We start from the raw sequence: 24,261 nt of genomic DNA on the forward strand, positions 1-24,261 counted from the left end.
GCGCCGCGCTCCACAGCCATGCGCGAACAGTCCTATTCCGCGCTACAATGAGCGCTGGATCACCGCCAGGACTACTCATGCAAGTGCGCAGCAGCCATGATCTCTCCAGCCCGGACGACGACGGCCCGGCGCCTCCCGTGCTGCAGCTGGCCCTTGCCGGCCTCGGCTGGGGGTTACTCACCTGCATGCTGTGCTTTGCCATCCTGTTCCTCACCAAATGGCTGTTGCCGCCTGAATACTGGGGCGCGCACACGGGTTTGTCCAAATTCAAGCGCGAAATGTCGCTGCCCCTGCTGGTGTTCTGGGTCGTCATCTATTCCCCCATCCTGGAAACCTTCCTCGGCCAGCTGCTGCCGCTGGAAATCCTCCGGCGCCTGGGCGCCAGCCGCCAGCTGAGCATTTTTATCGGCGCCGTCCTGTGGGCCATCGTGCATTTCATCAGCGGCGGCTTGCTGCACGCCATCGTCGCGCTGGGGTCGGGCGCCATGTTCAGCTTTGTCTACCTGCGCTACCGCGGCCCCAGTGTGGCCGTGGCCTACGCCACAACGACATTCTCGCGCGCCTGCAATAACATCGCCATCCTCGTTGCCGTGTTCTATGGCCTGGACGCCTAGGACGCCTGCCCAAACCTGCTGCGCGTCGGTATAGATGGCCTGCGATGCTCACCGTACCTGAGTACGGTTGCGCTTCTCGACCACCTCTACCTTCCGCTCGCGCCGGTTTTGTCAAGCGTCGTGAAGTTCTCTTTTCTTGAGTAAATACGGCACCAGCGCAGCCAGCGCCACGGCCAGCACGGCCAGGCCATTGAGCAACTGGCGGAAGGCCGCGTCATAGCTGGCGCGCAGCAGCGCTTCCTGGCCGCCCAGCAGTTGTGTTGCCTGTTGGATATCGCCGAGCGCGGCGCGGCTGGCGGCGGCCAGCACGGGCAGGCCGGCGGGCAGCTGGTGCTGCAGCGCGGCGCCGATCAGGCTGGCCAGCAGGGCGCCCGCCAGGGCCAGCGCCACGCCATCGGCGCTGATGCGCACGGTATTGAAGATGCCCGTCGCCATGCCGGCTCGCGGCGTGTCCACCACGTTCAGGGCCATGCCGTCCATCAAGCCCCACGGCAAGCCGATGCCGGCGCCCACCAGCAGCAGCGGTCCCGCCAGCACGGCGGTGCCGCCGTTGCCCAGCACTTGCGCCAGCCAGGCCAGTCCGGCGGCCGCCAGCAGCAATCCCGCCGCGCACACGGTGCCGGCCTTGAACCAGCGCAATAGCAGCGCCGCCAGCATGGGCACGACCAGCAGGGGCGCGGCCAGGGCGATCATCAGGCGGCCCGCCGCCAGCGGCGACACGCCGTCGATGCCGATGAAGCGCCCCGGCAGCATGACGATCAGGACGATGAACAAAAAGGCGGGCGAGGCGGCCAGCACTTGCACGGCGACGAAGCGGCGCTGGCGGAACAGGGTCAAGTCCAGCATGGGCCGCGCCGTCCTGCGTTCGACCGCGACAAACACGCAAAACAGCAGCGCGGACGAGGCGATGGACAGTTGCACGGCCCCGTTGCGCCAGCCATGTTCGGGCGCCAGCAGCATGCCTAGGGTCAACAGGGACAGCGCGCCGCTGAAGCTGAGGGCGCCGGGCCAGTCCAGCCGGCCCTGGGTACGGGGCGCATCGGCCGGCACGCTGGCCAGCACCAGCAGCGCGCCGATGGCGCCCAGCGCGGCCGTGGCGTAAAAGATGGCGGGCCAGCGGGCCAGTTCCAGCATGGCGCCGGCCGCCAGCGGGCCGAAGGCCAAGCCCAGGCCGAACGTCGTGCCCAGCACGCTCATCATCCGGCTGCGCGCCGCGCCGTGGAACAGGGGCGCCAGCGACGACATGGCGGCGGCGAACGCGGCCGCGCCGCCCAGGCCCTGCACGAAGCGCAGCGCGGCGACCAGCGCGACGGACGGGGCCATGGCGATGGCCAGGGTGGCCGCGCAAAACAGGGCCAGGCCCGCCAGCCAGACGCGGCGCCGGCCCAGCACGTCCGTCAGGCTGCCGGCCACCATCATGGCGCTGCCATAGCTGAGGATGTATGCATTGATGACCCAGTTCAGGGCGGCGGCGCTGCCCCGCAATTCGGCGCCGAGGGCGGGCAGCGCCACGGCCGGGCCCGTGAAGCACAATGGAATCAGCAAGCCTGTCAGGCAGGCGGCCAGCACTTGCAGGGCAAGCGTCAAACGTGGGGAAGAGGGCATGGCAGTGGGTTCGGAGAGAAGGAGCGGCAAGTATGGCGCGCCCGTCATTGAAGAAAAATGGGCTAAACTGATCAACATATCGGACACATTTGTCTTTAATGGGGAGCGCATGGATAGTCTCGGCGGCATCGCCATGTTCGTACAGGTGGCCGACAGCGGCAGTTTCTCGGCCACGGGCCGGCTGCTGGGCCTGTCTTCGTCGGCCGTGGGCAAGAGCGTGGCGCGCATGGAAGCGCGGCTGGGCGCGCGCCTGTTCCAGCGCAGCACGCGGCACCTGGCGCTGACGGCGGAAGGGGAAAAATTCCTGCAGCGCTGCAAGCGCATCCTGGCCGAGGTGGACGCGGCCGAGCGGGAATTGAGCGAGTCCAGCAGCGGCCCCAGCGGACGCCTGCGCATCAGCCTGCCACGCTACAGCGGCTTGTTCGAGCCGGCCATCGGCGCTTTCATGCAAGCCTATCCCGCCATCGAACTCGATCTCGATTTTTCCGACGCCATGGTCAACCTCGTCAGCGACGGCTTTGACGCGGCCGTGCGCACGGGCGAGCTGGCCGATTCAAGCTTGATGCGGCGCAAGCTATGCACGTTCCGCCGCTTGCTGGTGGCGTCGCCCGCCTACCTGGCGCGCCATGGCTGGCCCGCCGATGGCGCCGCGCTGCTGCGGCACGCCCGCCTGGACTACCGTTTTCCCGCCACGGGCCGCCTGGAGCCGTGGCCGCTGATGGATGCGCTGGCCCAGCCGGCGTCCGGCATGGTGTGCAACAGCGTGGAAATGCGCGTCTTCCTGGCCTTGCAAGGGCAGGGCATCGCTTACCTGCCCGCGTTCGCCGTGCAGCGCGAGCTGGCGGCGGGGCAACTGGTTTCGCTGCTGGACGCGCATACGCAGGCGCGCACGGCATTCTGGCTGCTGTGGCCGGCCAGCAGCCATTTGCCGCCGCGCTTGCGCGTGTTTATCGATTTCCTGGTGGCGCAGCTGCAGGACCAGACGTTCGGCGCCCGGCCGTCAAGCGAGAGCTCCTTCCCAGCCGCCTGAAAACAGACGCCATCGCAGCGGGCGCGCCCGCGCGCTTCCTTCCCCGCCTCCCTTCCACCATGCAGTGTGACATTTGCATGACAAATAACAGTGCTACACCCGCTTGAACGTCAATACGGCGTGCATGCGAGGCGGCGTTCAATCGCGCGCCGTCCCTGCGCCGAAAGTGCCGGACCGTTGAAGGTGCACGCTGAACTGCAAGTGGAGGCGGCCGGAACTTTTGCCTTGCATGTCAGCTTGCGCCGACATATTCACTCTTGGTTTTGACGTTTAATGACAGGAAACTGCAACATGACTGAAAAATTTGCATCGCAAACTTCCACCGCCGCCGACGGCATGTCCGCCATCGAGGCATACCTGAACAGTGTCGCGGCCGCCCCGCAGCGCTTCATCGGCACGGCGAACGCGGATGTGCTGACCGGCACCACGGGCGCGGACGTGCTCGAAGGCCTGGCCGGCGACGACACGTATTACGTCAACGACAGCGGCGACGTGATCGTCGAACTGGCCAACGGCGGCAACGACAGCGTGTACACCAGCGTCAATTACACGGTGGCCGAGAACGTGGAGAAAGTCTACCTGACCGCCGCCGGGCTGACCGTCACGGGCACCGCCAATACCAATAATATCTTTTACGTCGATACGGCCGGTGGCAACAGGATCGATGGCGGCGGCACGGGCAACTCGGTCGTGTATGTCGGTTCCCGCACGGGCGTGACGGCAACGCTGCTGGGCGCGAATGACCCTCTGACGGCGCCTGCGGGCAGCGACGTGCTGGTCAACCTGATGAGCATCTCCGGCAGCAAGTTCGACGATGTCCTCACCGGTAACGAGCTCAAGAACGGCCTGATTGGCGGCTTGGGCAACGATACCTTACGCGGTGGCAAGGGCGACGATCTGCTCGTCGGCATGCAGGGGGACGACACCTATATCTTTGCCCGCGGCGACGGCGCCGACGGCATCACCGAGATGGTGGAAGGGGGCAGCCACAACGTCGTCTCCTTCCTGGCCGGCGTCAGCGCCGACCAGCTGTGGTTCCGCCAGGTGGGCGTGAACCTGGAAGTGAGCACCATCGGCACGACGGACAAGGTTACCGTCAATGGCTGGTTCAGCGGCGGCATCGTGCCCCGCATCCAGGAATTTCGCACGGCCGACGGCCGCGTGCTGCTGGGCGGCGACGTGCAAAACCTGGTGCAGGCGATGGCGGGCCTGACGCCGCCGCCGGCTGGCCAGCTGACTTTGCCTGTCTACGAAGCCACCGTCCTGGCGCCCGTGCTGGCGCAGAACTGGCGCATCGAGGGACCAAACCAGCCCGGCAATGGCGTTTTTACCGGCACGGCGAATCCCGACATCATCAAGGGCACGGCGGGCGCCGACGTGATGGCGGGCCTGGGCGGCGACGACATTTATTACGTCAACCATGGCAACGACGTGGTAACTGAACAGCCTGGTGGCGGCCGCGATACTGTCTACACGACCGTCAGCTACACCATGGCCGCCAACATCGAAGAACTGCACCTGGCCGCAGCGGGCCTGGGTGTGACAGGCAACGGCAGCGGTAACGTCTTTCACGTCGACGTAGCCGGCGGCAACTTGTTGTATGGCATCGGCAGCAATAATTCCGCCACCTATGCCGGTTCCAGGGCGGGCGCCACGGCGACCATCGCTCCCGTCGGCGGCAGTACCGCGTTCCTGCCTGGCAGCGATGTGCTGGTCAATATTTCCAGCGTGACAGGCAGCGCCTATGACGACGTGCTGATCGGCAACGAACTGGCCAACAGCCTGTCCGGCGGCCTCGGCAACGACACCTTGCAAGGCGGCCAGGGTGCCGACACGCTGGCCGGCGGCCTGGGCGACGATACCTACGTCTTTGCCCGCGGCGACGGCGCCGACGTCGTCACCGAGCTTTCCGCCGACGCCGGCTACGACGCCATCGCCTTCCTGGCCAGCGTGAACATCGACCAGCTGTGGTTCCGCCAGGTGGGTGCGGACCTGGAAGTGAGCACCATCGGCACGACGGACAAGATCACCATCCGCGCCTGGAACGCGGCCGCGCCGAACATCGAGGAATTCCGCACGGCCACCGGCCACGTCCTGCGCGGCGCCGACGTGCAATCGCTGGTGCAGGCCATGGCGTACCTGGCGCCGCCTGCGCTGGGCCAGCTGACCTTGCCTGCCGCCACGGCCGCCGCCCTGGCGCCCGCGCTGGCCCAGGCCTGGCACTTCAACGGCCCCACGCAGCCGACGGGGCAAACCTTCACGGGCACGGCAAATGCCGACGTCATGTATGGCACGGCCGGCGCCGACCTGCTGCAGGGCCTGGGCGGCGACGACACGTATTACGTCAACCACGGCGGCGACTTCATCGACGAACGGGACAACGGCGGCAACGATTCCGTGTTTACCACGGTCAACTACACGGTGGCCGACAACGTCGAGAATGTGCGCCTCGGGGGCTCTGGCCTGACCGTGACGGGCAGCTCCTTCACCAACAACATCTTTTTCGTCACTACCCCCGGCGGCAACGTGCTCGACGGCGGCGGTGCGGGCAACGCGCTCAATTACGTCAACGCAAGCGCTGGCGCGACGGTTGCCTTCGCAGCCGTAGGCACGGCACTGGCCGCGCGTCCGGGCGTCGATGTGGTGGCCAATTTCAACGCGGTCGTCGGCAGCAAGTTCGATGATGTGCTGATCGGCAATGAACTGAAGAACACCCTGCTGGGCGTCCTGGGCAACGATATCTTGCAGGGCGGCAAGGGCGACGACGTCCTGGCCGGTGTGCTGGGCAACGATACCTATATCTTCGCCCGCGGCGACGGCGCCGACATGATCAACGAGGCCAACGAGGCGGGCAGCCGCGACGTGGTGTCCTTCCTGGCCGGCGTCAGCGCCGAGCAGCTGTGGTTCCGCCAGGTGGGCACGGCTCTGGAAGTGAGCACCATCGGCACCAGCGACAAGATCACCGTCACCGGCTGGTACGAGAGCGCGGAGCGGCGCATCGAGGAATTCCGCATGGCCGATGGCCGCGTCTTGCTGGGCAGCGACGTGCAAAAACTCGTGCAGGCGATGGCGGGCCTGACGCCGCCGCCGGCTGGTCAGCTCACCTTGCCTGCCGGCACGGCCGCGACCCTGGCGCCCGTACTGGCGCAGAACTGGCGCGCCGCGCAACAAACCCAGGCCGCCAGTGCGGGTGGCTTCGGCGGCTGGCAAGCGGATGCGGCGCAGCTGGTGCAAGCGATGGCCGGCTTTGCCGTGCCGGCGGCCGCATCGGCGCCGTGGTCGGTACAAGGCGGCCCGGCGTCGCAGATCCAGCTGGCGGCGGCGCATTGATCGTTTAATAGGCTAGTTTCACCAGCACGCAGCCTGGCCGGGGTGAGCAGCCTCGGCCAGGCTGCGCCATTGAATTTTTGACATGATCCGATGACCGCATTTTCATATCGCCACGATACGTCCCCCCTGGAACCTGCCGCGCCCGACACGGGCTTGCTGTCGCTGCTGCTGATGGCCAGCCTGCATGGCATCGCTGCCGACGGCGCCCAGCTCAAGCACGCATTCGGCCAGTCCGTGTTCACGCGGCAAACCGTCTTGCTGGCCGCAAAACAGCTGGGCTTGACGGCCAAGCTGGTACAGCAAGCGCCTGAACGGCTGGCGCAGGCGCCGCTGCCGGCCATCGCCATCGGCCACGACGGCCGTTTCTTTGTCCTCGGCAAGGTCGACACGGGCGACGGCGGCGTGAGCAAGGTGCTCGTCCAGCATCCGGGCCAGCCGCCGCAAATCCTGGGCCGCGACGATTTCCTCGCCATCTGGTCGGGCGAACTGATCTTTTTCACCAGCAAGGCCAGCTACGCGGGCGAGACGGCCCGCTTCGATTTCAGCTGGTTCATTCCCGCCATCGTCAAATACCGCCGGCTGCTGGGCGAAGTACTGCTGATTTCCTTCGTGCTGCAGCTGATCGGCCTGGCCACGCCCCTGTTTTTCCAGGTGGTGATGGACAAGGTGCTGGTCAACCACGCCATGCAGACCCTGAACGTGGTGGCCATCGGCCTCGTGTGCGCCATCGTCTTCGAGGCCGTGCTGGGCCAGATACGCACCTATGTCTTTGCGCGCACGAGCAGCAAGATCGACGTGGAACTGGGCGCGCGCCTGTTCCGCCACCTGCTGGCCTTGCCGATCGCGTATTTCCAGGCCCGCCGCGTGGGCGATTCCGTGGCCCGCATCCATGAATTGGAAAGCATCCGCTCGTTTCTCACCGGCAACGCCATGACCCTGGTGCTGGACGTGCTGTTTTCCTTCATCTTCATCGCCGCCATGCTGTGGTACAGCGCCGCGCTGAGCGTGATCGTGCTGGCCTCGATTCCCGTGTATGCGGCCCTGTCGATGCTGCTCACGCCCGTGCTGCGGGGGCGCTTGAACGACAAATTCAACCGCAGCGCGGAAAACCAGTCTTTCCTGGTCGAAACGATCAGCGGCGTCGACACGGTCAAGGCCATGGCCGTCGAGCCCCGCTGGCAGCTACAGTGGGAAAAGCAGCTGGCCGGCTACGTGTCGGCGGGCTTGTCGGCGAACAACATCGGCATGCTGGCCAGCGGCGGCGTCACCCTCGTCAGCAAGCTGGTGACGGCCGCCATCATGTGGTGGGGCGCCACCCTCGTCATCGACGGGAAAATGACGGTGGGCGAGCTGGTGGCCTTCAATATGCTGGCCGGGCAGGTGGCTTCGCCCATCCTGCGCCTAGCGCAGCTGTGGAACGATTTCCAGCAAGTGGGCATTTCCATGAGCCGGCTGGGCGATATCCTGAATGCCCGCACGGAATCTGGCGGCTTGAACGGGGGCAGCCAGAAGGCGCGCATGCCGCGCATCGCGGGCGCCATCGAATTCCAGCAGGTGGGTTTCCGCTACCGGCCCGACGCGGCCGAGGTACTGCGCGACGTGTCGATCGCCATCGCGCCCGGCGAAGTGATCGGCATCGTCGGGCGTTCCGGCTCCGGCAAGAGCACCCTGACGCGGCTGGCGCAGCGCCTGTACATCCCCGAACGGGGCAGGGTGCTGATCGACGGGCAGGATATCGCCGTCATCGACACGGCCTCGCTGCGGCGCCAGATCGGCGTGGTGCTGCAGGAAAACATCCTGTTCAACCGTTCCGTGCGCGACAATATCGCGCTGAGCGACCCGGCGCTGCCCATCGACGCCGTCATTGCCGTGGCGAAACTGGCAGGCGCCCACGACTTTATCTGTGAGTTGCCAGAAGGCTATGACACCATGGTGGGCGAGCATGGCACGGGCCTGTCGGGCGGCCAGCGCCAGCGCATCGCCATCGCCCGCGCCCTCGTCGGCAATCCCCGCATCCTGATTTTCGACGAGGCGACGAGCGCGCTCGACTACGAGTCGGAAAAAATCATCCAGGACAATATGCGCGGCATCTGCGCGGGGCGCACCGTGCTGATCATCGCCCACCGCCTGTCGGCCGTGCGCGAGGCGCACCGCATCGTCGTCATGGAGCGGGGCCAGGTGGCAGAACTGGGCACGCACAACGCGCTGCTGGCCAGGCCGAACGGCATCTATGCCCATTTGTACGGTTTGCAGCAGGGAACGACCGGGAGCGCCGCATGAGCGCCGGCCACCGCTTGGCCGCGTATGGCGAACTGCTGGCCCGCTATGGCCAGGTGCTGCGGCACAGCTGGCGCAGCCGCGCCACCCTGGGCGGCCCCGTGCTGAGCGAGGACGAGGCGGCCTTCCTGCCGGCCGCGCTGGCGCTGCAGGAGCGGCCCGTGTCGCCGTCGCTGCGCTTCACGGCGCGCGTGCTGATGCTGCTCGTCGGCTGCGTGGTGCTGTGGGCCGTCTTCGGCCAGGTCGACATCATCGTCAATGCGGCGGGCAAGATCATTCCCTCCGGCAATACCAAGACCATCGCTTCCGTCGACGTGGCCGCCGTGCGCGCCCTGCACGTGCGGGAAGGGCAAGCCGTCAAGGCGGGCGAGCTGCTGGTGGAGCTCGACAGCCGCGGCCCCGACGCCGAGCGCGACAAGGCTGCCGGCGACGCCGTGGCGGCCGCGCTGCAAATGGCCCGCTCGCGCGCGCTGATCGCCGCCGTCGACGCCGTGCGTGCGCCGAAGCTGGCGCCGCCCGCGGAGGCTTCCGCCGCCGACGTCGCCGCCGCGCAGGCGCATGTGGATGGCCAGTACGCGAATTTCCGCGCCAGGCTGGCCCATCTCGATGGCGAAATCGCCCGCTATGCGCAGGCGCTGCCGCTGGCGGTGCAGCGCGCCGGCGACTACCAGGCGCTGGCGGCCACGCGCGACGTGGCCGAACACGCGTGGCTGGAAAAGGAGCAGGCGCGCATCGACCTGGCCGGCCAGCTGGCGTCGGCCCGCAGCGAACGGGCGGCGCTGGTCGCGCAGACGCGCAAGGATGCGTACGACGCGCTGGCGGAAGGCGCCAGGGGGGCGGCCGCCAGCGACCAGGATGCGCGCCGCGCCAGCGCCCGCGGCAGCCTGCTGCGCTTGACGGCCCCCGTCGACGGCACGGTGCAGCAGCTCAAGCTGCACACGGTGGGCGGCGTGGTGCCGGCCGCGCAGGCGCTGATGCAGATCGTGCCGCGCCAGGGCAGGCTGGAAATCGACGCCATGCTGGAAAACCGCGACGCCGGCTTCGTGCAGGCAGGGCAGGCGGTCGCCATCAAGGTCGACGCCTTCGACTACACAAAGTATGGCACCGTGCCCGCCGTCGTCAGCAGCGTGTCGCGCGACGCCATCGAGGATGAGAAAAAGGGCCTCGTCTATGCCGTCAGGATCACGCTGCGCCAGCCGGCCATCGCCGTCGACGGCAGATTGGTGCCCCTGTCGGCCGGCATGGCCGTGCGCGCGGAAATCCGCACGGGCACGCGACGGGTGATCGAATACGTGCTCTCGCCGCTGGTGCAGCACCAGAAGGAGGCGCTGCATGAACGCTAGATGCCGCACCGCCTTGCTGGCTGCCGTCTTGCTGGGGGCCTTGCCCGTGCGGGCGCAACAGCCGGTGGAGCCCGCCGCCGCGCCATGTCCGTCCAGCTGGGAGGCCGAAGTACCATTGAGCGTGCCGCTGAGCTTGCCGGCGGCCGTCGACCTGGCCCTGTGCCGCAATGCGCAGGTGCACGGCGCCTGGGCCGGCATCCGGCTGCAGGCGGCCGGCGTGGGCGAAGCGAGGGCCGCCTATCTGCCCACCCTGAATGGCAGCCTGAGCCGCGTGCATGACCGCACGGCCTATCCCGGCGCCAGAACGGCTTCCAGCAGCCTGGACAGCAATACGGGTTCGCTCAGCCTGTCCTGGCGTCTGTTCGACTTTGGCGGCCGGGCGGCGGGCCAGCGTTCGGCACAGGCCTTGCTCGATGCGGCCCTGGCCAACCGCGACGCCGTGCTGCAAAAGACCCTGGCGGCGACGGTCAGCGCGTATTTCGACGCGCAGACGGCGCGCGCCAGCGTGCAGATGCGGCAGGCGTACGAGGCGCTGGCCCGGGAAACGGTGCAGGCGACGCAGCGGCGCGCGCAGCGGGGCCTGGGCTCGCACAGCGACACCCTGCAAGCGACGAGCGCGCTGGCCAAGGCGGCCCTGGGCGCCAGCCGCGCCGATGGCGACGAGCGCAAGGCCCGCGCCGTGCTCGTGTACACCCTGGGCTTGCCGGCCGACACGGCGGTGCTCGTGGACGACGACGGGGATGGCGCCGGGGCGGGCTTGAACGCGGGCTTGCGCGACGACTTGAGCGCCTGGCTGGCGCAGGCCAGGGAACGGCATCCGGCCATCGTGGCGGCGCAGGCGCAGCTGGCGGCCGCGCGCGAGCGGGTGGCCGTGGCCCGTTCGGAAGGCCGGCCCAGCATTGACCTGACGGCGAATCTGTACCAGAACGGCCGCCCGAACCAGGGCTTGTCGCCCGCTTCCACGCGCGAAACGCTGGTGGGCATCTCGCTCAACATCCCCCTGTTCGACGGTTTTGCGCGCCACTACAAGGTGCGCGGCGCGCAGGCGCAGGCCGAGCAAAGGGAGGCGGAGGCGCAGGAAGTGCGGCAGCAGACCCTGATGGACCTGGTCAGGACGCATGCGGAGGCGAGCACGGCCCTGGCCAACCTGGCCGCGGCGCAAACGTGGCTGGACGCGGCGCAGGACGCGCTGGCCAGCGTGCAGCGCAAGTTCGGCCTGGGCGCGGCGGACATCCTGGAAATGCTCAATACGCAGTCGGCGCTGCTGGAAGCGCAGCAGGAACGCATTCGTTGCCAGGCGGAATGGCGCTCGGCCCGGCTGCGGTTGCTGGCCAGCGCCGGCATGCTGGGACGCGCCGATATCGCGCAAGAGGGGGGTACAAGCGGCGGCACAGGCGGCGGCAAATTGCGCGCCTCGACGGCGCGATAGTGACTATGATGGAGCACTGGCCTTCCCGCACAGGGAAGGTGTTTCTACTTCGGCCAAGGGAGACATCATGCACAGCGTACAAAAGATTACCCCATGTTTATGGTTCAACGGCAACGCCGAGGCGGCGGCCCGGTTTTATACGGGCATCTTCCCCAATTCAAAGATCGGCCAGATCCTGCGCTACGGCGAAGAGGGCAGGGAAATCCACGGCCAGGAGCCGGGCAGCGTGCTGACGGTGGCCTTCGAGCTGGACGGCCAGACGTTCACGGGCTTGAACGGCGGCCCCCTGTTCCAGTTTTCCGAGGCGATCTCGTTCCAGGTCAATTGCGAAACCCAGGACGAGGTCGACCATTACTGGCGCCTGCTGTCCGAAGGGGGGCCGCCGGAAGCGCAGCAATGCAGCTGGCTCAAGGACCAGTTCGGCGTGTCGTGGCAAATCGTGCCCACCCTCATGATCAAGCTGCTGACCGATCCCGATCCCGTCAAGGCCGGACGGGTGATGAAGGCCATGATGGGCATGAAAAAGATCGACATTGACGAGATCAAGCGGGCGTACGCCGGTTAGAAGCTGGCCCGCAAGGTCAGCTGCGCGTTGCGCGGATCGCCATAGTAGCCGCTGCCGTACAGGCCGTAGCCACTGTAGTAACGCTTGTCGAAGACATTGTTGATATTCAGCACGGCACTGAGCCGCTTGCCGAACTCGTAGCGCGCCATCAGTCCCGCCACGCCAAAGCTGCCTTCGTCGGCGCGCGCCGGCACGTCGCCCGTCAGGACGGTGTGGTAATAGGTCCGGCCTTGCCAGTTGATATTGCCGCCCACGCTCAAGCGGCGCCAGTCGCCGCCCAGGCGGTAGCTGGTCGCCAGCTTGACGCTGCGTTCGGGGCGCGTCGTATCGATGCGCTGGCCATCCTTGTCGCGCGGGCGGCTGAACGTCGCGCCCGCCTGCACTTGCCAGCCAGGCAACAACTGGCCCGCCACTTCCAGCTCCACGCCGCGCGTGGTGGTGCCGTCGATGGGCCGGTAGACTTCCCGTTCGTTGGCGTCCGTGCCCACGTAATCGGCCAGGTTGTCTTGCTGGATGTGAAAGATGGCCACGCTGGCGTTCAGCTTGCGCTCGAAAAACTCGCCCTTGATGCCGCTTTCCCAGGATTTGCCCGTGGTGGGCGGCAGCGCCCTGGCATTCGCGTCGCTGACCGATTGCGGCTCGAAGATGCTGGCATAGCTGAGATACGCGGAATACGTGCCGTTCAAGTCGTAGACGGCGCCCGCATACGGCACCAGCCGGTGTTTTTCCTTCGCGTCGTCGCGGCCCGTGCCGCCCCAGCCGTAGATCAGGTCGCCCGTGCGCTCGTAGCTGTTCAGGCGGCTGCCGACGATCAGCGACAGGCCATCGGCCGGCTTGAAGCGGGCCGCGCCGTACGCCGCGTACTCCTTGAAGCTGTATTTTTGCGTCAGGCTGACGGCCATGCTCGCCGGCAGCGGCACGTTGTTGTTCCAGTGGCGGTAATCGATTTCCACATTGCCGCCGCCATACGCCAGGTAGTCGGACGTGCGGTGACTGGCGTTGACGCCCAGCACCAGCTCATGCTGGCGGCCCAGCCACTGGAATGGTCCCGTCGCATACGTATCGAGGGAATTGCTGTCGATGACATAGGTTTTCGCGCCGCGCTGCACGGTGGCCAGACCCGTGGCCGGGTTTGGATACGGTCCCCAGCTGATGATGTTCGCCTGCAACTGGTCCGTATCGCCTTTCCAGTGGCTCGCTTCCGCCTTCACTTGCCAGCCGTTGTCGAACAGGTGCTCGGCGGCGGCGAACACGCGCGTGCTGGTGCTGCCCGCGTCCGTCCAGCGCGCGGCGGGGTTGAAGGCGCGCGCGAACCGCGTGCGGCTGCCATCGGCGTAAAACAGGGGATTCTGGCCGAACGACGACCCCTTCGAATCGATTTTCTGGTAATCGATGCCGGCCAGCACGCGCGTGCGCGGCGTCACATCGGCCTCGATGACGCCGTACATCACGCTCTTGTCCTGCTGGTAATAGTCGATGTAGGAGCCGTGCTGCTGGTGCGCGGCCACCAGGCGCGCGCGCACGGAAGCGTCCGCATTCAAGGGGCCGGAGACATCGGCTTCCGCGCGGTAGCGGTCCCAGCTGCCGATGCCCGCCTGCGCATACGCCTGGAACTGGCGCGTGGGTTTCTTGCGCACCAGGTTGACGGCGCCGGCCGGGCTGCCGGCGCCGCTCATCAGGCCATTCGCGCCGCGCACCACTTCCACCCGGTCGTAGATGGCCATGTCGCGGATGCCCAGGCCGTTCGAATTGGTGCTGAAATCGAAGGTGGGCACGCCGTCATACTGGAAGCTGTTCAGGCTGAAGCCGCGCGCATAGTAGTTGTAGCGCTCCGTATCGTCGTGCGAGACGGTCACGCCCGGCGTTTGCTGCAGCACGTCGGCCAGGCTCAGCACGCCCTGGTCATCCATCTGCTGGCGCGTGATGACGGTCAGCGATTGCGGCGTTTCGCGCGGCGACAGGGTAAAACGCGTGGCCGTGCCGGCCAGCGCCGCCGCATAGGCGCCGCTGCCTTCCGTTTCCAGCGCCGGCTCGCCGCCGGCCGTGACCGTGATTTCGGCCAGTTGCTGCGCGCCGTCGGCCGCCGCGTTCGCGGACCTGGGCAGGGGGCGCAGGACGAAATCGTTGGGCGCCAGCCGCAGCGCCGCCAGGCCGCTGCCGGCCAGCAGCGCATCGAGGCCGGCCGCCGCGCTGTAATTGCCGGCCAGGCCGGCCGTGCGCAAGCCGCGCACCTCGGCCGCCTGGTAGGTAAGCGTCAGGCCCGCCTTGCGCGCCAGCTGTTCCAGCGCCGCATCGAGCGGGCCGGCGGCGATCTGCAGGGCATACGTGGCGCTGGCGCTGCTGGCCTGCGGCGGCTTGTGCTGGGCCAGGACGGGCGCCGCGCCGAGCAGCAGCAGGGCGCCGGCGACGGCGCCGGCCAGGCGGGAGCGGGCGGGAGACCGGGCAGGAAAGCGGGCGGGAAGTGGGGGAAATGGCTGGGGGCAGGGCAGGAAAGAGTGGTTCATAATCGCTATCAAGTTGGGGGGTATCAAGCTGTATGCCGTGCGGCCAGCCCGATCCCCTCATCTTTTTTACGCTTTTTTCAGCGTGACCCAGAAGCGCGTGCGGTACACGGCCACGATGGGCTGCGTCTGCAGCAGCACGCGCAGGACCCGCTCGGGGTCGTCCAGCTGGAAGACGCCGGAAACGGGCAAGCTGGCGATATCGGCGTCGCACAGCAGCAAGCCGTGCCGGTGGCGCGCCAGTTCTGCCACCAGCTGGCCCAGGGGCATGTCGCGCGCGGCAATCACGCCGTCGAGCCAGGCGGCCGGATCGTCATGCGCCGGTTCGCGCCAGGTGCGCGCGCCATCCGTCACGACGCTGTCGCCGGCCCGTACCAGCACGGGACTGGCCACGCCTGTGCTTGCGCCGGCCTGCAGCTGCACCGCGTGTTCCTGCACGGCCAGGCGCGTCAGCATGCCGTCGGCGCCGGCGAGACGGCGCACCGTGAAGCGCGTGCCCAGCGCCAGCATGCGCGCTTCGCCCGTGTCGACGAGAAACGGCCGGCGCTGCGGGTCGGCTTGCGTGGTGACGGCCAGCTCGCCATGCAGCAAGGTCAGCAGCCGTTGCTTGCCGTCAAAGCGCAGCCTGACGGCCGTTCCCGCATTCAGGTGCAGCAAGCTGCCGTCCGGCAGGCGCGCGGCCAGGCGTTGCCCCGTGCCCGTGCGGTAGTCGGCCTGCGTGTCGATGGCGAACCAGGCGGCCGTGCCGGCAAAGCCGATGCCGGCCAGCACTTTCAATGCCTGGCGGCGCTGGCGGCGGCGCGCCAGGCTGGCGTCGAGGGTGGCGCGGCTCGCTTCCGGCGGCAAGCCCGAGAATTGATTGCCGATGGCGGCCAGGCGCTGCCACGCCTGTTCGTGGCCGGGATCGGCATCGCGCCAGTGCTGCAGCGAGAGCAGGGCGTCCGGCGTGGCGCCGTGCATCTGCAGGCGCACGGCCCAGGCGATCGCTTGCTCGACGGGGTCATCCTGCAAGGCGGCCGTCACTGGAAATACACGCGGTAGCAGGCGCGCCAGGCACTGGCCAGGTCGCGCTCGACAGTGGCCAGCGAGACTTCGAGCCTGGCGGCGATGGCGGGACCCGTCAAGCCGTCCAGCTGGGCCAGCAAAAAGGCCAGCCTGGCGCGCGGCTTGAGGGCGTCGAGCGCCGTATCGAGGCGCACCAGGGTGTCGATGATCAGCAGCCGCGTTTCGGGCGACGGCGCCGTCTGCTCGGGCAGGGCGGCCAGCGCCTGCAGGTAGGCGTATTCCACGTCGCGGCGCCGGTAATGGTCGATCACCAGGCCTTGCGCGATGCGCGTCAGGTAGGCGCGCGGTTCGCGCAGGGCCGGCTGCGGCCGTTCGCGCCGCTGCAGCAGGCGCAGGAAGGTGTCGTGCGCCACGTCGGCCGCATCGGCGCCGCAGCCCAGCTTATGCCGCAGCCAGCCCTGCAGCCAGCCGTGGTGGGCGCGGTACAGGGTGGCAAGGTCGGGCGGTGCGGCAGGGTTCATGGCGGCTGGGACGATGGTCGGCGATGGTTAATTGAGAATCATTCTCAATTATTGCATTGACTGCGGGCGCTGGCAAGTGCCGCCGCCAGCGCCTGCACGGTTGGCGCACCCTGTCCAAGCGGGCCGGCATTTGTTATAGTCCCAGCCATCTTTCCATCTGCCTACAGACCCTGCCATGACCACTCGCACCACCAGCAGCACCATCGCGCCCCGCACCTTCGGCACACCGCTGTCGCCCACCGCCATCAAAGTCATGCTGCTCGGTTCCGGTGAGCTGGGCAAGGAAGTGATCATTTCGCTGCAGCGCCTGGGCGTGGAAGTGATCGCCGTCGACCGCTATCCGAACGCGCCGGGCCATCCGGTGGCGCACCGCTCGCACGTGATCGACATGAGCGACGGCGTGGCGCTGGCTGCCTTGATAGCCCTGGAAAAGCCGGATCTGATCGTGCCGGAAATCGAAGCCATCGCCACCGATACCCTGGCGGCGCTGGAAGCGGCCGGGCAAATCACGTGCATTCCGAACGCGCGCGCGGCCGTGCTGACGATGAACCGCGAAGGCATCCGCACCCTGGCCGCCGAAACCCTGGGCGTGGCGACGTCGCCGTACCGCTTCGCCAGCAGCCTGCAGGAGTTGCAGGACGCTTGCCGGGAAATCGGCTTCCCGTGCGTCGTGAAACCCGTGATGTCGTCGTCGGGCAAGGGCCAGTCCAAGCTGGATGGCGCCGCCGAGGTGGACGCGGCGTGGGCGTATGCGGCCAGCGGCAGCCGGGTCGATACGGGCCGGGTCATCGTCGAGGGGTTCATCGACTTCGATTATGAAATCACCCTGCTGACGGTGCGCGCCGTGGGTGCTGCGGGACAGGTCGAGACGCAGTTTTGCGAGCCGATCGGCCACTTGCAGGTGCACGGCGACTACGTGGAATCGTGGCAGCCGGCCCGCATGGCGCCGCTGGCCCTCGAACGCGCGCGCGAGATCGCGCGCAAGGTGACGGACAACCTGGGCGGCCTGGGCCTGTTCGGCGTGGAGCTGTTCGTCAAGGACGACATGGTGTGGTTCTCGGAAGTGAGCCCCCGTCCGCACGACACGGGCATGGTCACCATGGCCAGCCAGGTGCAGAGCGAATTCGAGCTGCACGCGAAAGCCATCCTCGGCTTGCCCGTCAACGTGGCGCTGCGTTCGCCCGGCGCCTCGGCCGTCATCTATGGCCAGCTGGAAGCGAAAGGCATCGCCTTCGAAGGCGTGGCCGACGCCTTGAGCGTGCCGGGCGCGGACTTGCGCCTGTTCGGCAAGCCGGAATCGTTCGCCCGCCGCCGCATGGGCGTGGCGCTGGCCACGGCCGACGATATCGACACAGCCCGCGCGCGCGCCGTGCTGGCCGCGTCCAAGGTCAAGCCGGTGGCGCCGTAAGCGTGTTGGCCGATACCACAGTCATCAACATGGAAGCCGGCGCATGACGGAACTCGATCATTATCTCGCGCAGCACTATCTGGACGAGACGCAGCTGGCGGCCGCCGCCGCCATGACCATGGAAGAAATCGACGCCCTGATCCAGGCTCGTCTGGTTCCCGCGCCGGCATACGTGGTCGATGCCAGTGGCAATCTGTGCTCGTTCGTCTTTGGCGCCATGGCGGCGCCGGGGGCCAGGGCCGGCCGTTATTTTCCACCGTCCCAGCTGGCCTGGATCGCCGTGGCGCTGCACGCACTCGCCGAAGGGCCGGAAATGGCGCAAGCGCGCCTGCAGGCGCAATTTGCGTCGCGTTACGGGGCCGCGCTGGCGACCTTGAACCTGACGACCTGGCGCCTGCGCGACAGTTTCGACGACAGGGGCGCGCCGATCGCGGAGGGCTTGCGCGCCCGTACCGACAGCGCCTGGATGTATTTCTTGAACGGCACGTTTTCCCTGTGCGTGGCCAATCCCATGTCCGAGGCGCACATCGCCTGGAAGGAAGTGCTGCAGGAAAAGCTCGCGCAGCAAAGCGGGAATGGCAGCAAGACGCTGTTGCCGCAAGCGCAGGCGCAGCAGATGCATGCGCTGATCGATGCCTATGCGGCGGCCGCCATGCCTTTTTCGCCCATCGAATACGCCTTGAGCAGCCGCAAGCGCCTGGTCGAGGATTTGCGGGCGAACCTCCGCGTGAGCGACGCGCAGGAGACGCCCGCATGACGGCATCAGCGACGCACGGCCTGCCGCAGGCCGATGCGGGCGGCGACGACGTCAAGCGCAAGCTGCGCGGCCACATCGCGCGGCGCAACCTGGCCGGCGCCGCCAACGACTGCAAGTGGAACGCGTTGCTGGCCTTCATGCGCGGGCAGCCTGACTGGGCGCCGTCCTACCGTTACGGCTCCGTCACCGGCTATGTCTCGCGCTGGGATACGGAATGGGATTACCACCCGCCGTTTCCCTTCCTGGGCGTGGAATGGTTCGACATCAGCCTGTACTCGGAAGAACACGTGGCCATGCTGCTGCCCAAGAAAATCATCGACCATGGCGTGTGGATCGTGCCGGAACTGGCACGCATCGGCTTCGATTTCGAGGTGCGCGACCGGGTGGCGCGCATCTGGGGCTACTTGCCACGCTCGTACCACGATTTTCCACCCGCCGATTAATTCAAAGAGGAATCTCATGCCTGAAAACGCTATCCCGCAAGTAGCGCAACCGGACGACGCCGTCGTCGGCAAGGAAGCGGGCGCGCGGATGCTGGCTGCGGCCTGCGCCGGGCGCGACGCATTCTATGCCACCCTGGGCACTGTAGATGCCGACGTGCTGGCGCCCCTCGTCAACCCCGCCTTCATGGGAGGCCCGCGCTGGCCGTCGTTGCGCCAGGCGTGGCGCGTGATCCGCCGCGCCGGGTCGATCATTCTCGCCAGCGATGGCTTGAGCGATCCCTTCGAGGATGACGACGACGTGTTCGTCCCGCGCGGCCACCTGCTGGAAGTGTGCATCGAAGCGCCGCTGTCCGCCTTCGACGACCAGGAAGTGGCGCAATCCTGGCTGTTCGACGTGATTTACCAGGTCAGCCAGAACGTGGCCGACCACGGTTCCATCGATTTGCTGGTGCAGCGCCACGGCAGCGTGTCGATGGTGCTGGACGTGCAGGATGCGCCCAAGGGACTGGAAGACGAAAACGAACAGGTGGGCGTGCTGCTGGCCCAGGGCGTGGCCACCATTCCCCCGTCCTTCGCCACGCCGTACGGCGAAGTGATGCTGCTCACCGCCACCGTGCTGCAGCCGGCGGAACTGGCGCACATCGGCAATGCCGCCGACAAGGCGCAGTCGCGGCGCGACCTGGCGGCCGCGCTGGCCGCGTCGCCGACCGGGCATGCGAGCGTGGCCGGGCGGCCGGCCGTCATTCCCCGCTAGGCTGTTCGACCGGCGGCACGGCCGGTTCTGTCGCTGCCTTCGGTGCTTCCTTGGCTTCCACGGCGGCCGGCGGCGGTTCTTTCCACTTGCCCGCCGCCTTCAGCTTGTTCTTCAGGCCAGGCAAGGGAAAGCCCAGCGCGTAGGCTTTTTGCGCGTGCGCGCTGGCCTTGTCGTATTCCTTCTTTTTCACATACATCAAGCCCAGGTTGTACTGGATGGTGGCCTGGTCGGGCGCCAGGCGGCTGGCAGAGTCCAGCTGTTCCAGCGCCGCCGCGTCCTGGCCCGTGGCCAGCAGGTAGTTGCCGTACACCATGCGCGCCGTCACGTCGTGCGGCGCGAAGGCGATCGCCCGTTCGAAGTAGCAGTTGACCGTGTAGCGGGCGCCGACGGGCTGCGCGCTTTTCAGCCGCAAGCCGAGTTTTGCCATCGACGCCAGCGCCCGGTGGTGATTCGGGAAGTGCTCGAGCGTGTAGCTGATGTCGCCGCCCAGGCTGGCCGTCATGCCTTGCGTGAGCGTTTCCACGGCGCGCGAAAAATGGAATTTCTCGACCACGGACAGGCCGGAACGGTCTTCCTCGTTCGTGTAGTCGCCGCCCGGCGTGTGCTTGACGTAGGGCGGGCATTCGGCCGCGCCGGCATGGGCGCAGCAGGCGGCGAGGGTGCAGGCAAGCAGGCGATGCTTCATGTCGGGCTCCTGTGACTGACCTGGTCCAGCAAGGCGGCCAGGGCGTTGCTGCGGGCTTGCCGCGATTGCAGGGCGATGGCGGCGGGGCTGGCCAGCGGCGCCTGGCCCTGGTGCGCCAGTTCCAGGAAGCGCAGCAGGGCGCGCGCGCAATCGCCGCTGGAGGCCAGCTGGCCGATGGTGTCGATGCCGCAGTGGCGCAGCTTGGCCGCGCTGTCGCCCGCCGCGTCGGTCAGCGCGAGGATGGGTCGGCGGCAGCGCAGGTATTCATACAGCTTGGCGGGAATCTGCCCGTTGCAATTGGCCGCCTGCAGCAGCAGCAAGCCGTCCGCGGCCTGCATTTCCTGCAGCGCCGCGCCGTGCGGCTGCAAGGGTTCCAGGCGCACCAGGTCGAGGATGGCGTATTTCACCAGCAGGCCCGCCAGCCACGCATCGTGGCCCGTGGCGCGCAGCACCAGCTGGAAATTGCGCGCGTGGAGCACGCCCTCGCGGCGCAGCCGGGCCAGCGCCTCGAACAGCGCTTGCGGATCGCGCTCGGACGGGTAGATCACGCCGCTGTGCAGCAGCAGGAAGCGGCCGCGCCGGCCCGCGCGTTCATGGCCTCCGTCATGCTCATAACCGTCATCATCGTAACCGTTCTCGATCAGGTGGAAACGCTCGCGCGCCACCTGCGCCAGGCGCCGCTGGTGCGCCGCGATGGCGCCCGGCGTGGTGCAGACGATGGCCGCGCTGCGCGCCGCGATGCGCTGTTCGATCCACGCATGCATGCGGTGCAGGCGCGGCTCGGGCGGATACGGCGCCTGCGGGTCGCTGTCGTCGAGCATCGGGTCGCGCTGGTCGGCGATCCACGGCAGGCCGCTGAGTTTTTGCAGGGTCAGCGCGATCAAATGCGCCGTGGCGATCGGGTATGTCGACCAGATGGCGTCGGGACGGTAGGCGCGGATCATGCGCAGGCCGGCCGGCACGGCGCTCAGCCACCAGGAACTCCAGCGGTCGGGCAGCGCCAGGCAGCGCGGATAGCGCCCGCCGATGGCGAAATGGCGCGCCGCGTCCAGCGCCAGGGTGCGCCGCACGGTGGCTTGCGTGGCGGCTTGCGCCAGCTGCGTATCGCCCCGCTGCGCATACGCGCTGGCGCTGGGGCTGAGCACGAGCGGCTGCCAGCCGCAGTCGGGCAAATGGCGCGCAAAGCCCAGGGTGCGCAAGATGCCGCTGCCGCCTGCCAGGGGCGGAAAATGGTAGGCGACCATCAGCACCCGTTTTGGTCGGGCCGCTACCATGACTGCAGCCACCGCGCGCACAGCTGTTCGACCGCGCCGCGCCAGGCGGCGCTGGCAAACGTGTGGTTGGCGCCGTCGACCCGCGCCTGCGTCCATTGCGCGCGGGCGGCCACGGCGCGCCACGTAGCGTCGCCATCGAGCAGCGCTTGCCACTCGCGCGCGCCCAGGTCGTCGCCGCTGAGGATCAGCAAGACCTTGCCCTGGAATTGCGCCAGCGCCCGCAGCAGGGCCGGCGCGGGCGCGTCGTCTTCCCCCGTTGCCTGCGCCTGCCCCCGCGTGGCGTCCGCCACCTGGCGCAGCGACGCCAGGCTGGCGCCCAGCCGCAGTCCGCCTTTGGCCAGCTTGCGCCAGAAATCGCCTTGCAGCAGGCGCCCCAAGTAATAATGGCGCAAGGTGGCGCGCGCCAGGCCGGCGCTGCTGCGCACCCACGGGTTGAGCAGGACCAGCGCCTTGACGCGCGCGTCGCGCGGCGCATGGCAGGCGGCGGCCGTGGCGCCGTCGCACAAGCCCCACAGCGCCACTTCGCGCAAGGCCGGCACGGCGTCGAAGAATTGCGCCAGCGCCCCGGCGATGTCGGGACCGGCGGCGCGGTAATCGCGCGCGCCGCCCTCGCTGTCGCCCATGCCGCGCAAGTCGAAGCGCAGCACGGGCCAGCCTTGCGCGGCCAGCGCGCGCGCCAGCAAGACGAACTGGCGGTGGCTGCCGATCCGGTACTGCGGCCCGCCCGTGACGATCAGGACGCCGCGCGGGCCAGGCGCGTCGGGCAGGCTGAGGATGCCGGCCAGGCGCGCCTGCGCCTCGCTGTCTTCGGCTGCGCTGCGAAAGCGCAGGGCCAGCTCGCGCACGGCGTGCGCCGCGGGGTGCTGCCGGCTGTCGTCGCGCTTCATGACCGGGACCTTTCCTCGTCGAGCCAGTCGCGGCACAGTTCCCGCGTGGCGTACAGCAGTTGCGGACACGCGAGCAGCTCGCCGCTGTGCCAGAACGGGCCGTCATCGAAGCTGGCCACGTGCACGGCGGCGCCGCGTTTGCGCCATTGCCGCGCCAGCAGCGGCGGCGACCAGGCGTCCTTTTGCTCCGCCGCGCGGTAATCGAGCCAGTAGACGGGCACGCAAGGCAGCAGCGTCGACGCGTTGACACCGTCGATGGCCTGCGCCAGTTCGGGCGCCAGCAGGTAGCCGGCCACTTCCACAGGTTCACCTTCCGCCAGCGCGGCGCGCGCCTGGCCGGGCGCTTCCTGCGAGGCCCCGGCCAGCATGTGGGACGCCAGGCGCAGCCGCAGGAAGCGGTCGATGCTGCGCCGTCCGTCGAGTTCCGGTTGCCATAGCAGCAAGCGCGCCAGGGGCAGCGGCGCGCGGCTGGCGAAATCGAGGGCCAGCAGGGCGCCCAGGCGCAAGCCCCACACGCTCAACGGGCCGTCGACGCGCTGCGCCAGCCACGCGCAAGCCAGGTGCAGGTCGTTGTGCCAGATGTCCCAGCGCGCTTCGCCAAAGTCGCCGCTGCTGTCGCCGCAGCCGAACAGGTCGATCTGCAGCACGCTGTAGCCGGCCGCGGCAAAGGCGCGCGCCTGCGCGGCGGCCACGTGGCGGCTCTTGTTCAGCTCTTCCGCGAACGGATGCACGTAGAGGATGCCGCCGCGCGCGGCCTGGCCCGGCGGCGGCAGGTGCAGCAGGCAGTAGCGCTGGCCGCCGCTGGCGGGCAGGAAGAAGGGCAGCAGCGGCAGGGCGTCGAGGGCGGCGCGGTTCATGCCCGCAGCTTTGCAAACACGAAATCGTGCAGGGTGCCCACGGTGGCGAAGTGGCGCGCATGGATGTCGTCGTCGGCGACCACGATGCCGAAATGGTCTTCCAGCGCGGCGATCACGCCGATCACGGCCATCGAGTCGAGTTCCGGCACGCTGCCCAGCAGCGGCGTGTGGGCTTCCAGCACGCGCCCGTTCAAGCCCAGCGTCGTGTCGAGGATGTGCTTTACTGCTTCAAGATGCGGCATGTCAGCTCCAGGGAAGGGTAGTGCGGCAGGGAAGACGTATCGAAGACCAGGCAGGGCATATCGTCGGCGCGGCGCGACAGGTGCAGATACGGCGGCAGGCTGGCGGCCATCGCTTGCCAGCGCCCGCAGCGAATGAAGGTGGCCGTGCCCAGCGCGTGCGTGCCCAGGCGCGCATGGGCGCCCAGCGAGGCGCGGTTGAAGCGCGAGATGCGGCTGCACGTCCAGCGCACGCCCTGCGCGTGCAGCACGGCGTTGGCTTCTTCCCACAGGCGCGCGAAGACGAGGCCGCCGCGCCGTCCGGGATGCACCCATACGTCCAGGTCCCACGACGACTGCTGCGACGCCAGCGCATAGCGGGCGCGCACCTCGTCTTCCTGGCAGCCGTGGCGCAGCAGCCAGATCCAGCCCAGCATGCCCGACGCGTCGCGCGCCACCAGGCATTGCGCGCCTTGCCGGTAGCGTTCGCGCAGGGCGCCGGGCCGGCGCTCGGGACCGGGCGGCAAGTCCGCTTCCGCCAGGCAGGGCGTCACCTTGATCGACTGGCCGCGCCCGCGGCACAGCGAGCCGGGCGCCACGGCCTGCGCGACGAACTGGTAGCGATATAGCGCGCAGCGTCCGCCCGTCACCATCGCCAGCAGCCGCGCCACGGCCAGCCAGGCGCTGTCGCGCCAGCCCAGTTGATCGAGGCTGGCGGCCAGCCGTTGCAGCAGGGGAAATTGCGGGGACAGGGCCAT

General features: G+C 68.2%; 21 protein-coding genes. 11 read left to right on the forward strand and 10 right to left on the reverse strand.

Going from position 1 to position 24,261, the window contains the following annotated elements:
• The first annotated feature begins 77 nt into the window (after positions 1–77).
• Positions 78–614 carry a hypothetical protein gene (locus VPH40_RS02190; RefSeq protein WP_305061790.1) on the forward strand — a complete coding sequence of 179 codons (537 nt, stop codon included), beginning with the start codon at positions 78–80 and terminating at the stop codon, positions 612–614.
• A 111-nt stretch (positions 615–725) separates the two neighbouring features.
• Here the strand turns inward: VPH40_RS02190 and VPH40_RS02195 are convergent, their stop codons facing one another.
• The gene (locus VPH40_RS02195; protein ID WP_328572509.1) at positions 726–2,219 is read right to left on the reverse strand and encodes an MFS transporter; all 1,494 of its coding nucleotides are present in this window, start codon (positions 2,217–2,219) and stop codon (positions 726–728) included.
• Positions 2,220–2,328: 109 nt separating this feature from the next.
• On the opposite strand from VPH40_RS02195, the gene VPH40_RS02200 reads away from it, so the two are divergent.
• The 6 genes from VPH40_RS02200 (at position 2,329) to VPH40_RS02225 (ending at position 12,193) form a co-directional block, all read left to right on the forward strand.
• Positions 2,329–3,249, forward strand: a complete 921-nt coding sequence (locus VPH40_RS02200; RefSeq protein ID WP_328572510.1) for a LysR family transcriptional regulator — start codon at positions 2,329–2,331, stop codon at positions 3,247–3,249.
• Positions 3,250–3,540: 291 nt separating this feature from the next.
• Entirely contained in the window at positions 3,541–6,579 is a 3,039-nt protein-coding gene (locus VPH40_RS02205) for a calcium-binding protein (RefSeq protein WP_328572511.1), read from the forward strand.
• Between the two features lie 90 nt (positions 6,580–6,669).
• A complete protein-coding gene (locus VPH40_RS02210; protein WP_328572512.1) occupies positions 6,670–8,859 on the forward strand; it encodes a type I secretion system permease/ATPase in 2,190 nt (729 codons plus the stop codon).
• A complete protein-coding gene (locus VPH40_RS02215) occupies positions 8,856–10,199 on the forward strand; it encodes an HlyD family type I secretion periplasmic adaptor subunit (protein WP_328572513.1) in 1,344 nt (447 codons plus the stop codon). Before VPH40_RS02210 ends, VPH40_RS02215 begins: the two co-directional genes overlap by 4 nt.
• Positions 10,189–11,628: a TolC family protein gene (locus VPH40_RS02220; RefSeq protein ID WP_328572514.1), complete on the forward strand. Its 1,440-nt coding sequence runs from the start codon at positions 10,189–10,191 to the stop codon at positions 11,626–11,628. The genes VPH40_RS02215 and VPH40_RS02220 overlap by 11 nt, the downstream gene beginning before the upstream one ends.
• A gap of 67 nt (positions 11,629–11,695) precedes the next feature.
• Positions 11,696–12,193 carry a VOC family protein gene (locus tag VPH40_RS02225; protein ID WP_369812256.1) on the forward strand — a complete coding sequence of 166 codons (498 nt, stop codon included), beginning with the start codon at positions 11,696–11,698 and terminating at the stop codon, positions 12,191–12,193.
• On the opposite strand, the gene VPH40_RS02230 is transcribed toward VPH40_RS02225, so the two are convergent.
• The 3 genes from VPH40_RS02230 to VPH40_RS02240 all read right to left on the reverse strand — a co-directional run bounded on the left by VPH40_RS02230 (position 12,190) and on the right by VPH40_RS02240 (position 16,220).
• Complete coding sequence (locus VPH40_RS02230; protein ID WP_328572515.1) at positions 12,190–14,697, reverse strand: TonB-dependent siderophore receptor; 2,508 nt, start codon at positions 14,695–14,697, stop codon at positions 12,190–12,192. The two genes, VPH40_RS02225 and VPH40_RS02230, sit on opposite strands and share 4 nt — an antisense overlap.
• A 66-nt stretch (positions 14,698–14,763) precedes the next feature.
• Positions 14,764–15,717, reverse strand: coding sequence for a FecR domain-containing protein (locus VPH40_RS02235; RefSeq protein WP_328572516.1), 954 nt, complete (start codon positions 15,715–15,717; stop codon positions 14,764–14,766).
• Positions 15,714–16,220, reverse strand: a complete 507-nt coding sequence (locus tag VPH40_RS02240; protein WP_099664089.1) for a sigma-70 family RNA polymerase sigma factor — start codon at positions 16,218–16,220, stop codon at positions 15,714–15,716. Before VPH40_RS02240 ends, VPH40_RS02235 begins: the two co-directional genes overlap by 4 nt.
• 175 nt (positions 16,221–16,395) lie before the next feature.
• Here VPH40_RS02240 and purT point away from each other — a divergent pair, with 175 nt between their 5' ends.
• From purT to VPH40_RS02260, 4 genes are read left to right on the forward strand one after another with little or no spacing between them, the layout of a single operon-like run.
• Positions 16,396–17,628: a formate-dependent phosphoribosylglycinamide formyltransferase gene (gene purT, locus VPH40_RS02245; RefSeq protein WP_305051857.1), complete on the forward strand. Its 1,233-nt coding sequence runs from the start codon at positions 16,396–16,398 to the stop codon at positions 17,626–17,628.
• A gap of 43 nt (positions 17,629–17,671) precedes the next feature.
• On the forward strand, positions 17,672–18,385 hold the full coding sequence (locus VPH40_RS02250; protein ID WP_328572517.1) for a DUF6058 family natural product biosynthesis protein: 714 nt from the start codon (positions 17,672–17,674) through the stop codon (positions 18,383–18,385).
• Positions 18,382–18,828 carry a DUF6678 family protein gene (locus VPH40_RS02255; RefSeq protein WP_099664086.1) on the forward strand — a complete coding sequence of 149 codons (447 nt, stop codon included), beginning with the start codon at positions 18,382–18,384 and terminating at the stop codon, positions 18,826–18,828. The genes VPH40_RS02250 and VPH40_RS02255 overlap by 4 nt, the downstream gene beginning before the upstream one ends.
• 16 nt (positions 18,829–18,844) lie before the next feature.
• Complete coding sequence (locus VPH40_RS02260; RefSeq protein ID WP_328572518.1) at positions 18,845–19,582, forward strand: hypothetical protein; 738 nt, start codon at positions 18,845–18,847, stop codon at positions 19,580–19,582.
• Here VPH40_RS02260 and VPH40_RS02265 read toward each other — a convergent pair.
• The 6 genes from VPH40_RS02265 to VPH40_RS02290 are packed head-to-tail and all read right to left on the reverse strand — an operon-like array spanning position 19,569 to position 24,261.
• A complete protein-coding gene (locus VPH40_RS02265) occupies positions 19,569–20,267 on the reverse strand; it encodes a tetratricopeptide repeat protein (RefSeq protein WP_328572519.1) in 699 nt (232 codons plus the stop codon). The genes VPH40_RS02260 and VPH40_RS02265 overlap by 14 nt on opposite strands.
• The gene (locus VPH40_RS02270) at positions 20,264–21,541 is read right to left on the reverse strand and encodes a glycosyltransferase (RefSeq protein WP_328572520.1); all 1,278 of its coding nucleotides are present in this window, start codon (positions 21,539–21,541) and stop codon (positions 20,264–20,266) included. Before VPH40_RS02270 ends, VPH40_RS02265 begins: the two co-directional genes overlap by 4 nt.
• Positions 21,535–22,428 carry a hydrolase 1, exosortase A system-associated gene (locus tag VPH40_RS02275; protein ID WP_328572521.1) on the reverse strand — a complete coding sequence of 298 codons (894 nt, stop codon included), beginning with the start codon at positions 22,426–22,428 and terminating at the stop codon, positions 21,535–21,537. Before VPH40_RS02275 ends, VPH40_RS02270 begins: the two co-directional genes overlap by 7 nt.
• On the reverse strand, positions 22,425–23,285 hold the full coding sequence (locus VPH40_RS02280; RefSeq protein WP_289898024.1) for a hydrolase 2, exosortase A system-associated: 861 nt from the start codon (positions 23,283–23,285) through the stop codon (positions 22,425–22,427). The genes VPH40_RS02275 and VPH40_RS02280 overlap by 4 nt, the downstream gene beginning before the upstream one ends.
• Complete coding sequence (locus tag VPH40_RS02285; protein WP_328572522.1) at positions 23,282–23,527, reverse strand: acyl carrier protein; 246 nt, start codon at positions 23,525–23,527, stop codon at positions 23,282–23,284. Before VPH40_RS02285 ends, VPH40_RS02280 begins: the two co-directional genes overlap by 4 nt.
• On the reverse strand, positions 23,506–24,261 hold the full coding sequence (locus VPH40_RS02290) for a GNAT family N-acetyltransferase (protein ID WP_328572523.1): 756 nt from the start codon (positions 24,259–24,261) through the stop codon (positions 23,506–23,508). The genes VPH40_RS02285 and VPH40_RS02290 overlap by 22 nt, the downstream gene beginning before the upstream one ends.

This window comes from Janthinobacterium sp. P210005 (assembly GCF_036231865.1).
Classification (GTDB): Bacteria; Pseudomonadota; Gammaproteobacteria; order Burkholderiales; family Burkholderiaceae_D; genus Janthinobacterium; species Janthinobacterium kumbetense.

Excerpts from the sequence above, each read along its gene's own strand:
- VPH40_RS02290 (WP_328572523.1), bottom strand. The coding sequence starts at position 24,261 with ATGGCCCTGTCCCCGCAATTTCCCCTGCTGCAACGGCTGGCCGCCAGC.
- VPH40_RS02285 (WP_328572522.1), bottom strand. The coding sequence starts at position 23,527 with ATGCCGCATCTTGAAGCAGTAAAGCACATCCTCGACACGACGCTGGGC.
- VPH40_RS02200 (WP_328572510.1), top strand. The coding sequence starts at position 2,329 with ATGGATAGTCTCGGCGGCATCGCCATGTTCGTACAGGTGGCCGACAGC.
- VPH40_RS02205 (WP_328572511.1), top strand. The coding sequence starts at position 3,541 with ATGACTGAAAAATTTGCATCGCAAACTTCCACCGCCGCCGACGGCATG.
- VPH40_RS02275 (WP_328572521.1), bottom strand. The coding sequence starts at position 22,428 with ATGAAGCGCGACGACAGCCGGCAGCACCCCGCGGCGCACGCCGTGCGC.
- VPH40_RS02225 (WP_369812256.1), top strand. The coding sequence starts at position 11,696 with ATGCACAGCGTACAAAAGATTACCCCATGTTTATGGTTCAACGGCAAC.
- VPH40_RS02270 (WP_328572520.1), bottom strand. The coding sequence starts at position 21,541 with ATGGTAGCGGCCCGACCAAAACGGGTGCTGATGGTCGCCTACCATTTT.
- VPH40_RS02210 (WP_328572512.1), top strand. The coding sequence starts at position 6,670 with ATGACCGCATTTTCATATCGCCACGATACGTCCCCCCTGGAACCTGCC.
- VPH40_RS02215 (WP_328572513.1), top strand. The coding sequence starts at position 8,856 with ATGAGCGCCGGCCACCGCTTGGCCGCGTATGGCGAACTGCTGGCCCGC.
- VPH40_RS02255 (WP_099664086.1), top strand. The coding sequence starts at position 18,382 with ATGACGGCATCAGCGACGCACGGCCTGCCGCAGGCCGATGCGGGCGGC.
- VPH40_RS02195 (WP_328572509.1), bottom strand. The coding sequence starts at position 2,219 with ATGCCCTCTTCCCCACGTTTGACGCTTGCCCTGCAAGTGCTGGCCGCC.
- VPH40_RS02220 (WP_328572514.1), top strand. The coding sequence starts at position 10,189 with ATGAACGCTAGATGCCGCACCGCCTTGCTGGCTGCCGTCTTGCTGGGG.
- VPH40_RS02240 (WP_099664089.1), bottom strand. The coding sequence starts at position 16,220 with ATGAACCCTGCCGCACCGCCCGACCTTGCCACCCTGTACCGCGCCCAC.
- purT (WP_305051857.1), top strand. The coding sequence starts at position 16,396 with ATGACCACTCGCACCACCAGCAGCACCATCGCGCCCCGCACCTTCGGC.
- VPH40_RS02265 (WP_328572519.1), bottom strand. The coding sequence starts at position 20,267 with ATGAAGCATCGCCTGCTTGCCTGCACCCTCGCCGCCTGCTGCGCCCAT.
- VPH40_RS02250 (WP_328572517.1), top strand. The coding sequence starts at position 17,672 with ATGACGGAACTCGATCATTATCTCGCGCAGCACTATCTGGACGAGACG.
- VPH40_RS02230 (WP_328572515.1), bottom strand. The coding sequence starts at position 14,697 with ATGAACCACTCTTTCCTGCCCTGCCCCCAGCCATTTCCCCCACTTCCC.
- VPH40_RS02280 (WP_289898024.1), bottom strand. The coding sequence starts at position 23,285 with ATGAACCGCGCCGCCCTCGACGCCCTGCCGCTGCTGCCCTTCTTCCTG.
- VPH40_RS02260 (WP_328572518.1), top strand. The coding sequence starts at position 18,845 with ATGCCTGAAAACGCTATCCCGCAAGTAGCGCAACCGGACGACGCCGTC.
- VPH40_RS02190 (WP_305061790.1), top strand. The coding sequence starts at position 78 with ATGCAAGTGCGCAGCAGCCATGATCTCTCCAGCCCGGACGACGACGGC.